At 70.8% G+C, this 12,138-nt stretch carries 9 protein-coding genes; 4 read left to right on the plus strand and 5 right to left on the minus strand.

Annotation, left to right across the window (positions count from 1 at the left end; translation table 11 throughout):
• Positions 1-8: 8 nt before the first annotated feature.
• The 4 genes from AB0259_RS09970 to AB0259_RS09985 form a co-directional block, all read right to left on the minus strand.
• Entirely contained in the window at positions 9-1,037 is a 1,029-nt protein-coding gene (locus AB0259_RS09970) for a sugar ABC transporter permease YjfF (protein ID WP_366221943.1), read from the minus strand.
• Positions 1,034-2,083 carry an ABC transporter permease gene (locus AB0259_RS09975; RefSeq protein WP_251577433.1) on the minus strand — a complete coding sequence of 350 codons (1,050 nt, stop codon included), beginning with the start codon at positions 2,081-2,083 and terminating at the stop codon, positions 1,034-1,036. The genes AB0259_RS09970 and AB0259_RS09975 overlap by 4 nt, the downstream gene beginning before the upstream one ends.
• A complete protein-coding gene (locus AB0259_RS09980; protein WP_366221941.1) occupies positions 2,080-3,672 on the minus strand; it encodes a sugar ABC transporter ATP-binding protein in 1,593 nt (530 codons plus the stop codon). The genes AB0259_RS09975 and AB0259_RS09980 overlap by 4 nt, the downstream gene beginning before the upstream one ends.
• A 91-nt stretch (positions 3,673-3,763) precedes the next feature.
• Entirely contained in the window at positions 3,764-4,753 is a 990-nt protein-coding gene (locus AB0259_RS09985; RefSeq protein WP_366221939.1) for an ABC transporter substrate-binding protein, read from the minus strand.
• 345 nt (positions 4,754-5,098) lie between these two features.
• Between AB0259_RS09985 and argG the strand changes: the two genes are divergently transcribed.
• Positions 5,099-6,541, plus strand: coding sequence for an argininosuccinate synthase (gene argG, locus AB0259_RS09990; RefSeq protein ID WP_251577427.1), 1,443 nt, complete (start codon positions 5,099-5,101; stop codon positions 6,539-6,541).
• Positions 6,542-6,550: 9 nt separating this feature from the next.
• Here the strand turns inward: argG and AB0259_RS09995 are convergent, their stop codons facing one another.
• Complete coding sequence (locus AB0259_RS09995) at positions 6,551-8,836, minus strand: beta-galactosidase (RefSeq protein WP_366221936.1); 2,286 nt, start codon at positions 8,834-8,836, stop codon at positions 6,551-6,553.
• A 99-nt stretch (positions 8,837-8,935) separates the two neighbouring features.
• Between AB0259_RS09995 and AB0259_RS10000 the strand changes: the two genes are divergently transcribed.
• Genes AB0259_RS10000 through AB0259_RS10010 form a run of 3 tightly spaced genes read left to right on the plus strand, consistent with a single transcriptional unit; the run spans position 8,936 to position 12,137 of the window.
• A complete protein-coding gene (locus tag AB0259_RS10000; RefSeq protein WP_251577423.1) occupies positions 8,936-9,547 on the plus strand; it encodes a TetR/AcrR family transcriptional regulator in 612 nt (203 codons plus the stop codon).
• Positions 9,544-10,245: a hypothetical protein gene (locus tag AB0259_RS10005; protein ID WP_366221933.1), complete on the plus strand. Its 702-nt coding sequence runs from the start codon at positions 9,544-9,546 to the stop codon at positions 10,243-10,245. The genes AB0259_RS10000 and AB0259_RS10005 overlap by 4 nt, the downstream gene beginning before the upstream one ends.
• Entirely contained in the window at positions 10,242-12,137 is a 1,896-nt protein-coding gene (locus AB0259_RS10010; RefSeq protein ID WP_366221931.1) for a YhgE/Pip domain-containing protein, read from the plus strand. The genes AB0259_RS10005 and AB0259_RS10010 overlap by 4 nt, the downstream gene beginning before the upstream one ends.
• The last annotated feature ends 1 nt before the right edge of the window (position 12,138 follow it).

The raw sequence follows: 12,138 nt of genomic DNA on the forward strand, positions 1-12,138 counted from the left end.
CCCGAGGTTCACCGCGACGTTCTCGCCGTCCGCGCCACGAGCAAGCGCTGCACGACGACGAAGACGAGCAGGAGCGCACCGATCGTGATGCGGGTCCACGACTGGTCGACACCGAGGAACGAGATGACCGTCTTGATCGTGCCGTAGACGAACACGCCGATCATCGAGCCGAGGACGAATCCGCTGCCACCGGTGAGGAGGGTGCCGCCGATCACCACCGCGGCGATGGTGTCGAGCTCGGTCCCGATGCCGTTCAACGGGTAGGACGCCCCGGTGTACGCCGTGAAGACGACCCCCGCGAGTCCGGCGCAGACACCGCTGATGACGTAGGCGAGGAGCTTCGTCCGGACGACCGGCAGGCCCATGAGACGCGCCGACTGCTCGTTGCCGCCGATGGCGTAGATCGTGCGTCCGAAGCGGGTGAACTGCAGGATCAGGATGCCGGCCAGCACGACCAGCAGCGCCAGGATGCCGGTCGGCGTCAGGTAGAAGCTGCCCGGCCCTCCCTGCATGCGGGTCGACTGCAGCCACAGGATCGCCGGCTCCTCGACACGAATGGACGACAGGCTCACCATGAACGCGAGACCGCGGGCCGCGAACATGGCCGCGAGCGAGGCGATGAACGGCTGCACCCCGAAGTACTGCACGAGCACCCCGACGAACAGACCCATGAGCGCCCCAAGGACGAGCATGACCGGGATGACGAGGGCCACCGGCATCCCCTGGCTCAGCATGCTGGCCCCCAGCATGCCGGTGAACGCCATCACCGCGCCGACGGAGAGGTCGATGCCACCGGTGAGGATGACGAAGGTCATGCCCACGGCGAGGATCAGCAGGTACGCGTTGTCGAGCAGGAGGGCGGACAGCACGCGCGGGGTCACGAAGTTGCCGAAGTAGGCCTGCGCCCCGATGAGCATTGCGACGAGGATGACGACGGCGGCGAAGACGGGCACCCACGACGCGTGCCGGCTGCGGAAGCGCTGCACCGTGTCGGCGAACCCGCCGGTACGACCGGGGTCTGCGGTGATCGCGCTCACGAGGCCACCTCCGCGGTGCGACGGGTTCCGCCCCGGACGGCATCGGCCCCCTTGGCGAACAGCGACCGCGTCCGCGGCGACTGCACGAGCACGACGATCACGACGACGATCGCGAGGAACAGCGGGCTGACCGCCGGCGGCACCCCGAGGAAGGTGATCGTGGCCTTCAGCGTCTGGATCGTGAAGACGCCGACGACGGTGCCTGCGATCGTGAACTTGCCGCCCATGAGGCTCGTGCCGCCGAGGACGACGGCGAGGATCGCGTCGAGCTCGATGTAGAGGCCGGCCGCGTTCGCGTCGGCCGCCATGATGTTGGACGAGTAGAGGATGCCGGCGAACCCCGCCAGCAGGCCGCTCGCCGCGTACGCGCCCCAGATGATGCCGCGCGAGCGCACTCCCGCGAGGCGGCTCGCCTCAGGGTTGATGCCGACCGCCTCGGTGAGGACGCCCAGCGCCGTGCGCCGCTGCAGGACCGCCACGATCACGATCGCGATGACCGAGACGTAGAACGCGAACGGCAGCCCGACGAGGTATCCCTGGGCCATGAATCGATAGGGCGCACTCGTGATCGTCGTGATGAAGCCGCCCGTGATGAGGAGGGCGACGCCGCGGCCGGCGAGCATCAGGACGAGGGTCGCGATGATCGGCTGGACGCCGACGACCGCGACGAGGAAGCCGTTCCAGACGCCGAGCACGAGGGCGACCCCGACGGCGAGCGCGATCGCGATGAGCACCGTCGAGAGGTCCTCGGGGGCCGGCGACGACGAGATGAACGTCAGCGCCACCGCGCCCGACACCGCCATGATCGCGCCGACCGAGAGGTCGATGCCGCGCGTCGCGATGACGAGCGTCATGCCGAGCGCGACCAGCATGAGCGGTGCGCTGTTGCGCAGGATGTCGATGAGCGGCCCGTAGAGCTGACCGTTCTGCACCGTGATCGAGATGAACGAGGGACGGGCGATCGTGTTGACGATCACGAGCACGAGCAGTGCCGCGATCGGCCAGACGAGACGGTGCGCCAGGAAGCGCTTCAGGGTCGGGTTCATGCCGCTGTCTCCGGGTTGAGGCGAGACGTCGTCGTCTCGCCGGACTCTTGCGCGATGAGGGCGACGAGGTCGTCGACCGTCACGTCGGTGGCGTCCAGTTCGCCGATCTTAGAACGGTCGCGCAGCACCACGATGCGCTGCGCGATGCGGACGACCTCCTCGAGCTCCGAGGAGATGAAGACGACGGAGAGACCCTCCGCCGAGAGCTCGGCGACCTTGCGCTGGATGTCGGCCTTCGCACCGACGTCGATGCCGCGCGTGGGCTCGTCGAGGATGATCAGCTGCGGCGCCGTGGCGAGCCACCGCGCGAGCAGCACCTTCTGCTGGTTGCCACCCGAGAGGTTGCGCACGAGCGCGTTCGGATCGGCGGGGCGGACGCCGAGCGCGGAGATGTACTCCGAGACGATGGCGTCGCGCTCGACCTTGCCGATGGGACGCATCGCGCCGCGCTTGGCCTGGATGCCGAGGACGATGTTCTCGGCGACGGTGAGGTCGGCGATGATTCCCTCGGCGCGACGGTCCTCGCTCGAGAAGGCGATGCGCTTGTCGATGGCGTTTCGCGGGTTGGTGATGCGGGCGGCATCCCCCCGCACCTCGTGGCTGCCCGCGTCGGCGCGGTCGGCGCCGTAGACGAGACGGACGAGTTCGCTCCGCCCCGAGCCGAGCAGGCCCGCGATGCCGACCACTTCGCCCTCGTAGACCTCCATGTCGACCGGCTCGATGACGTTCTTGCGTCCGAGACCGGCGATCCGCAGGACCGGTGTCGCGGTGCGGTCGATCTCGCGCTCGGAGGTCCGCGAGAGGGCCTCGAGCTCGTCGAGCTGCCGGCCGATCATCTTGGCGATGAGCTCGCCGCGGGGAAGCTCGGCGGGCAGGTACTCCCCCACGAGCTGGCCGTTGCGCAGCACCGTCAGGCGGTCGGAGATCTCGTAGACCTGATCGAGGAAGTGCGTGACGAAGAGGATGGCGACGCCGCGGTCGCGAAGGCCCCGGACGACGGCGAACAGCTGCTCGACCTCGCTGCGGTCGAGGCTCGACGTGGGCTCGTCGAGGACGAGCACGCGGGCGTCGGCGACGGTCGCGCGGCTGATGGCGACGAGCTGCTGGACGGCGATCGAGTGCGAGGAGAGCGCCGAGCGGGGATCGATGTCGAGCCCGAGAGCGGCGAGGTACCGCGTCGCCTCGCGGTGGGTGGCACGCCAGTCGATGAAGCCGGCCCGGCGCACCTCGCGCCCGAGCATGACGTTCTCGCCGACCGAGAGGTTGGTGCAGAGGTTGACCTCCTGGTAGACCGTGGAGATCCCGGATGCCTCGGCGTCGGCCGTCGAGCGGAACACCCGCTGCTCGCCGGCCACCTCGATCGTCCCACCGTCGATGGCGTAGACACCGGTCAGCGCCTTGATGAGGGTCGACTTGCCGGCTCCGTTCTCACCCATGAGGGTGTGGACCTCGCCGGCCCGCAGCGTCAGGTCGACCCGGTCCAGGGCGAGGACGCCGGGGAACCGGATGGTGACGTCCCGCATCCGCACGACCTCGTCGTGCGCGGGGACGGTGGCCGGGGACTCCGGCGTGGCTGCGACATCGACCATGACGCGCACCTTTCCGTGGTGACCGCCGGGGACCGGAATCCGGTCCCCGGCGGTGGTTCGGTGATCCGTACGGACCGTGGGGTTTCGTCGATCAGTAGGGGCGGGAGTCGAGGACCTCGGCGGCCTGCTCCTGCGTGAACGACTGGTCCTCGACGATCGTGCGCTTCTCGACCTCGTCGCCGGCGACGACGGCCTTGACGAGCTCGGCGGCCTTGTCACCGAGGAGCGGGTTGCACTCGACGATGAAGTTGAACTCGCCGCCCGCGAGGGCGGTCATGCCGTCCTTCACCGCGTCGATCGTGACGATCTGGATGTCCTTGCCGGGGGTCAGACCGGCGGCCTTGATGGCGTCGAGCGCACCCAGGCCCATGTCGTCGTTGTGCGCAAACAGGACGTTGATGTCCTTGCCGTACTTCTGGAGGTAGCCCTCCATGACCTTCTTGCCGCCGTCACGGGTGAAGTCGCCGGTCTGCGAGTCGAGCACGTTGACGTCGGTGCCTTCGATCGCCTCGTTGAAGCCCGTCGCCCGGTCGAGCGCGGCCGACGAACCGGTTGTGCCCTCCAGGACGACGAGGTTCGCGCCCTTGCCGTCGAAGTTCTCCTTGACCCACTCGCCGGCGGTGCGACCCTCCTGCTCGAAGTCGAGGCCGACCCACGAGGCGTAGAGGTCGTCACTGGCCGAGACGGTGCGGTCTTCGAGGATGACGGGGATCCCGGCATCCTTCGCCTCGGTCAGGACGTCGTCCCAGCCGTCGACCGTGATGGGGGCGATGACGATGGCGTCGACACCCTGGTTGATGAAGTTGCGGACGGCGGAGATCTGCGCCTCCTGCTTGTTGTCGGCCGCGTTGAAGATCAGCTCGAAGCCGTTCTCCGCCGAGAAGGCATTCTTCATCGACTCGGTGTTGGCGGCGCGCCAGCCCGACTCGGATCCGGTCTGTGCGAAGCCGACCTTGATGACGTCGTCACCACCGCCACCGCCGTTGCCACCGGCACCGGGTGCTGCACCGCCTGCGCAGCCGGTTGCGACGAGCGCGAATGCCCCCAACATGGCCGCTGCCGCGAAAACGCTCTTCTTCATCCCAAAACCTCCTTGTTCGGGTCCGGCTCACCGCCGGTGTTCCGGGCCGCCCTGGCTCTCGGATGCTCGAATGTTAGCCTTCACATTTCTTGCAGCGCTAGATTGTGAGCGATAACATTCCGGTAACGCAGCGCCGTTGTCGGACGCGGGTGCCCGGGTCTTCTCGGTGGCGGCCCGCTCCCATGTGAGCACTCACATCTCGGCCCCCCGTGCCAATCGACGCGGATCTTCGCAGACACGCGGCGCCGCGGCATCCGCTCACCGGCGCGTCGGGCGGATCTCCGCTGCACGGCCGGGGCGTAACCGCGCCGGAGGCCCGACCGCCCGCTCGATAGGATGGAGGCCATGTCGAAGGTCCTCCAGTCCCTGCCCGTCGGCGAGCGCGTCGGCATCGCCTTCTCGGGGGGTCTCGACACCTCGGTCGCGGTCGCCTGGATGCGCGACAAGGGCGCCGTCCCCTTCACCTACACCGGCGACCTCGGCCAGTACGACGAGGACGACATCGCCTCGATCCCCGGCCGCGCGCTCCAGTACGGCGCCGAGGGATCGCGCCTCATCGACTGCAAGCCGATGATGGTCGAGGAGGGCCTCGTCGCCCTCTCGTGCGGCGCCTTCCACATCCGCTCGGGCGGACGCACCTACTTCAACACGACGCCGATCGGCCGCGCAGTCACCGGCACCATGCTGGTGCGCGCTATGAAGGAGGACGGCGTCGACATCTGGGGCGACGGCTCCACGTACAAGGGCAACGACATCGAGCGGTTCTACCGCTACGGCCTGCTGGCGAACCCCGCGCTGCGCATCTACAAGCCGTGGCTGGATGCCGACTTCGTCACCGAGCTCGGCGGTCGCACCGAGATGAGCGAGTGGCTCGTCGCGCACGGTTTCCCCTACCGCGACTCCGTCGAGAAGGCGTACTCGACCGACGCGAACATCTGGGGCGCGACCCACGAGGCGAAGACGCTCGAGCACCTCGACGTCTCGCTCGAGATCGTCGAGCCCATCATGGGCGTCCGCTTCTGGGACCCCGCTGTCGAGATCGAGACCGAGGACGTGTCCGTCACCTTCGAGGCGGGTCGCCCCGTCGCGATCAACGGCGTCGAGTACTCGGATGCCGTGGCCCTGGTCATGGAGGCCAACGCGATCGGCGGGCGCCACGGCCTCGGCATGAGCGACCAGATCGAGAACCGCATCATCGAGGCGAAGTCCCGCGGCGTCTACGAGGCACCGGGCATGGCGCTGCTGTTCATCGCGTACGAGCGCCTGGTCAACGGCATCCTCAACGAGGACACCCTCGCCACCTACCACGAGCAGGGTCGGCGTCTCGGTCGCCTGATGTACGAGGGCCGCTGGCTCGAGCCGCAGTCCTTCATGCTGCGCGAGTCGATCCAGCGGTGGGTCGGCTCGGCGATCAGCGGCACGGTCACGCTGCGTCTGCGCCGCGGCGAGGACTACACGATCCTGAACACGGAGAGCCGCAACCTCTCGTACTCACCCGAGAAGCTGTCGATGGAGCGCGTCGGCGACGCCGCGTTCGGCCCGACCGACCGCATCGGGCAGCTGACGATGCGCAACCTCGACATCGCCGACTCCCGCGCCCGCCTGGAGCACTTCGTCTCGCTCGGCCTCATCGGCGGCGCGACCGGCGAGCTCGTGGGCGACCTCGAGCGCGGCGGCGCAGCCGCCATCACGGGGCACGCGCAGCCGTTCGACGAGGAGCGCGAGGGTCTCGCCGAGGCGTTCGACGAGGCCGGCGAGTCGGCGTCGTTCGACTTCGGCGCCGACTGACCGCGAGTCTCAGTCCCGGAGACCGCGGTAGGCGAGGCGCGCCGCCGTCTCACCGGGGTGACGGACGAGCCATGTCCCGCTGCGCCGCGCGAGTGCGAACGGCTCGTCGGTCAGCGGTCTCCCGTCGCGTTCGAGCGCGACCGAGGTGTCCCACGGCGACACGTTGATGACGTGCACGACCTCGACGCCGTCCGAGGTGCGGCACGGCACCGCGACGACACCGCGGCTGTCCGACGTGATCCGAACGGCGGGCGCGGCGTCGAGGCGTGCGAGCAGGGCGTCCCAGATCTCCGGCAGACACGGCAGGTCCGTCGCCGCCACCACGACGCGCCCGGCGCCGAGCGGCACCTCGACGACGCAGGGCTCGCCGCTGCGGGCGAGGTGCGCGAGCGGCGTGACACCGGCATCCGCTCGACGCGCGATGAGCGGCTGAGCGAACCCGACGGCGACCTCGGCACCGCGCCAGACCGGGCCGTCGGCGGTCGCCGTGGGGGCGACGAAGGGCGTGCGACCGGGTGTCGCCGCGTAGGTCATGGCGTGCAGACCCGATTCGTCGCGCACGCCGGCATCCAGTCCGAGCGCGTCCAGCAGGGCGGTCGCGGGTCGCCCCTCCATGTCGTGCTGGGGAATCGGCCCGCTCAGCAGCAATCGGCCGCCGCGACGCACCCAGTCGGCGAGCGCGCCCTGGACGTCGTCGTCGAGGAACGGCGTCGGGGCCAGCGCGAGCACCCGGTCGTTCGGCAGGTCGGCGAACGCGTCCGGTCCGTCGATCAGGGTCGCGTCGGGTGCGTATCCGCCGACCGCGAGCGCGCGGGTCATGATCTCGCGCGGACCCGAACCGCGGAAGCGTTCGAGCTCGGCGACGAACTCCGCCTCGCGAGGCGACCCCGGGTAGCGGTACTCCGTCATGTAGTGGTCGACGACGAATCCGATCGTCACCGGCGGGCGCTCGGGCCGCGCCGCGCGCAGCAGCTCGGCGGCGTCCGTCACTGCCTCGGTCAGGTGCACGGTCTCGGCGAACCACGGGGCGAGGTCGCCCTCGGGCTGGATCGGCGCCGCGAACCCGTGCCGCTCGCCCGTGAAGGCGATGCGGTCGTTGCCGTCGCCGACGGGTTCGAACAGCTCAGGGTTCCGGCCGCCCGCCAGCAGGTAGTAGTTGACGAGCGAGCTGCCCTGCGCGATCGCGAGCTGCAACTTGAGCCCCGCGGCCTCGGGCCCGGTCGTGACGTCGAGGGCCTCGCCGTAGTCCCCCGAGCCGACCTCGAACTCGAGCACTCCGTACGGCTGATCTTCCCGGCAGGTTGCCGCGAGGAACGCCGTCGACGCCCACAGCCCCGGGAGGGTGTCGAGGTCGAGGTCGCCGATGTAGATGTCGGTGCCGGGGACGGTCGCCCCGTCGGACCACGTGCGGTGCAGCTGCGAGATCCCGAGGGGGAACATCGTGGCGCGCTCCCCCCAGCACCCGTGGACGTTCACGAGCAGCGGCACGTCGCCACCGACGCCGCGGGCGCGCACGCCGTCCCGAAGGTGCTGCACATAGCGGGCGTAGCGGTCGCGCGTGAAGCGGCCGAGGTCACGGTGCAGCGCGAGCACCTGCTCCTCGACGGGCGAGCGGAGCGCCGGGCCCCACGTCTCCGGGTCCGCCACATGGAAGGATGTCGGGCCGACGCCGTACCGGGCCTGGACCGCCGCCGGCGAGCTCGCCGCGATGAGGCTCTGCACGAGCTCCGCGACGGTCCGGTCCGAGAGGTCGGGGCTGTTCGTCACCCAGGGCAGCATCCCGATCTCGTTGTCGAGCTGGATGCCGACGATCGGACCGCCGCGGTCGACCGTGCGCGCCGCAAGAAGGGGGATCACGGCGTCGAACCAGCCGTCCGCGGCCGCGAGGTAGGCGGGGTGGAGGTAGTCGACGATCGTCTCGGGCCGCGTCTGCGCGTCCCAGCCGATCGCGCGGATCTCGGGATGCCGCCGCAGCACGGAGTAGCCGAGGCCCTCGTTCTTCAACTCGGCCATCACGAACGGGCCGGGCCGCGCGATGACCGCCAGGCCGCGCTCCGCGCACAGACCGAGGAAGCGGCCCAGGTCTAAATGCGCATGCCGCTCGCCGAAGTCGAAGGAGCCGTCGGGCAGTTCGTGGACGAGCCACGGGACGTAGGTCGCGATCGCCGTCACGCCGGTGCGCAGGGCGGTGTCGAGTCGGTCGGCCCACTCGGCCGGATCGAGACGGAAGTAGTGGATCTCCCCCGAGACGACGAGATCACGGCGAAGGTCGGCGGGACGGTCGGCGGCGCGCATCGGGCGACGGTATCGCCGGTAAACGGTTACATCAAGCCGGCGCTGTGCGTTCGCTGAGTTATCTTGCACACGTATGTGCAAGATATTTACACTGGAGGCGTGACCGACACCGCCTCCCCCCGCCGCCCCCGTCGCGACGCCGTCGCCAATCGGGCAGGCCTCCTGTCCGCCGCCGCTCAGACCCTCGCGGCGGATCCGAACGCCTCCGTCGACACGATCGCGCGCGCTGCCGGCCTCAGCCGCCGCGCCCTGTACAGCCACTTCGACGACCGTGACGCCCTCATCCGAGAGATGATCCACGCCGGCGCCGAGCGCTTCAACGCCATCGCCGACACGGTCGACGACGAGGGACCGGCACCCCTGGCGCTCGCCCGCCTCGCCCTCGCCCTCTGGGAGGGCGCCGCGCACGTGCAGTTCGCCGCCGCCGTCGCGCTCGACGACACGCACGTCGGCGAGACCGCCGCCATCCTCACGCCGGTGCGCCGGCGCGTGCTCGAGATCGTCGACCGCGGACGGTGCGAGGGCACGCTCCGCGGCGACCTGCACGTCACGACGGTCGCCCGCCTCGTCGAAGAAGCGGCCCGCACCGTCATCACGCGGCTGGATTCGAGCCGACCGGATGCCGCGGGCGTCGCCGTCCGCGCCATCCTCGGCGTCGCGGGACTCGGGTGGCGTGAGGCCGACGCGGTGCTGACGGAGGCGCGCGCGTGAGGATCGATCTCGATGCAGTCGCGAAGGGGAAGGACGGCGGGGTCCTCCCGCCCACCTCGGTCTCCGTCGAGACGGGGCGCGTGACGCTCGCGACCGCCGAGACCGAGCAGCGCCCCTCGGTGCTCGGTCTCGTCGCGGTGGGGCGGATGCGACCGGATGCCGGCAGCGTGACCCTCGACGGCCGCCGCGGTGGCCGTCGTCTGCGCCGGGTGGCGGCCCTCGTCGACGCCCCCGAGGTCAACGATCCCGCGCCCGACGTCGCCGTCGTCGGTGTCGTGGAGGAGGAGCTCATGTTCGCAGGGCGGCGCGCCGACCCGCTGTCGGCCCGGCGCTGGCTCGACGGGCACGGCTGGCGTCACCTGACCCGCACGCCGATCGGCGAGGTCGCGGCGGACGTCCGCATCCGCATGCTCCTCGAGCTCGCCGCCCTCCGCCGCGGGATCGAAGCGCTCGTCCTCGTCTCGCCCGACCGTCACGGCGGCGATCCCCGCCAGTGGCAGCGGATCGCCGCCGACTTCGCGGGCCGCGGTTTCGCCGTTCTCGTCATCGCCGGCACCGCCTCGGCATCCGCCCTGGCCCCCACCTCCGCGCGTCCGCGCGTGGGGCGTCCACGGCTCCGCGCCGCCGGACTACGCGCGTCGCGCCGGCACCCGGCATCCGCCATCGCCCGCCGTTCCACCGGAAGCATCCGCTCGTGAAGATCCCCGCCCTGTTCGCCGCCGAGCTGCGGCGACTGACCTCGACCCGCATGCGCGTCATCGCGCTGATCGCGCTGATCCTCGTGCCCGTCCTCTACGGCGGGCTCTACCTGTGGGCCAATCAGGACCCGTACGGCAACCTGTCGCAGGTCCCGGTCGCTCTGGTCGTCAGCGACGACGGAGCCGCGCTCAACGGCAGCGATCGCAACCTCGGCGACGAGGTCGCGGACTCGCTCCTCGAGGACGGCAGCTTCGACTGGCACGAGGTGGATGCCGCCGGTGCCCGCCGCGGCCTCGATGAGGGCTCCTTCGACTTCGCCGTGACGCTGCCCGCCGACTTCACCTCGGCCGTCGCCTCTATCTCGTCATCGCACCCGCGGCAGGCCGAGATCGACCTCACGACGAACGACGCCAACAACTACCTCGCCTCGACGATCGGCACGCAGGCGGTCGAGCGGATCCGGACGACGATCAGCGAGAAGGTCGTCCGCGAGGCCGGCCTGACGATGCTCGATGCGCTGAACACGGTCCGCGTGAAGCTCCTCGACGCCGCGGACGGCGCCGGCACCCTGACCGACGGCCTCACGACCGCCGGCGACGGCGCCGACACCCTCGCCGACGGAGCGCACACGTTGGCGCAGGGCACGACGAAGCTCGAGAGCGGCGCGACCGAGCTCGCGTCCGGCGTCGACACGCTCGCCGGCGGCCTGCGCTCGCTCTCGTCCGGAGCCGAGCAGGTGTCGGGCGGCACGGCGAAGCTCCGCAGCGTCGCCGACCGGGTGGGGTCGGCCGCCGATCGGGTGTCGTCGGCTGTCCCCACCGTCCGCACCGACCTCACGAGCGCACTCGAGGCGCAGGGACTCGGTGAGGCGCAGATCAGGAAGGTCCTGGGCGTCCTCGATCCCCTCGGCGCCCGCGTCTCCGACCTCGACTCGCGCGTGCAGCAGGCGGTATGGCAGATCGACGCGCTCGACGACGGTGCCGCCCAGGTGGCCTCCGGCAGCGCGAAGCTCGCGACCGGGGCGGCGAGCGCCGCGACGGGTGCGCACACCCTCGCCGACGGCCTCGCGACGGCGGATGCCGGGGCCCAGAAGCTCGACACCGGCGCACATTCGCTGGCGACCGGCATCCACCGGCTGGAGGACGGTGCGGGCACGCTCCGCGACGCCCTGCGCGACGGAGCGCAGCAGCTGCCCGACGACAGCGCCGCGACCCGGGCCGCGCAGGCGGCGACCCTCGCCGACCCCGTCGGCGTCGCCGAGGACTCGCTCACCCAGGCGCAGAACTACGGCGCCGGACTGGCGCCGTTCTTCGCCGCCCTCGCCGGCTGGATCGGCATCTATGCCCTGTTCCTCATCGTCAAGCCGGTCTCGCGGCGCGCGGTGACGGCGCTCCGCTCCCCCGTCCGCGTCGCGATCGCGGGCTGGCTGACGCCGGCCGCCCTCGGCGCCGTGCAGATGGTGTCGCTGTTCGGGGTGCTCTCCATCGCGCTCGGCTTCTCGTTCACGCATCCGCTGCCGACCCTCGGCATCCTCCTGCTCGCGTCCGCCACCTTCGCCGCGATCATCCTCGCGCTCAACGTGTGGCTGGGCTCGGTCGGGCAGTTCCTCGGTCTCGTCCTGATGGTGCTGCAGCTCGTCACCGCCGGAGGGACCTTCCCCTGGCAGACGCTGCCGGCGCCGCTCGCCGCGCTGCACCACGTGCTGCCGATGGGCTACGTCGTCGACGCGATGCGGCAGGTCATGTACGGCGGCCAGGCCGGTCGGGCGTGGGCGGATGCCGCGGTCCTCGCGACGTGGCTCGTCGGTGCGCTGGTGCTCGCCGTCGCCGGCGTGACGCGGATGACGTTCCGACGCACGATGCGCGATCTGCAGCCGAGCCTGATCGGCTGAG

Source organism: Microbacterium sp. NPDC080005 (assembly GCF_040702445.1).
In the GTDB taxonomy this organism is placed as follows: domain Bacteria; phylum Actinomycetota; class Actinomycetes; order Actinomycetales; family Microbacteriaceae; genus Microbacterium; species Microbacterium oleivorans_D.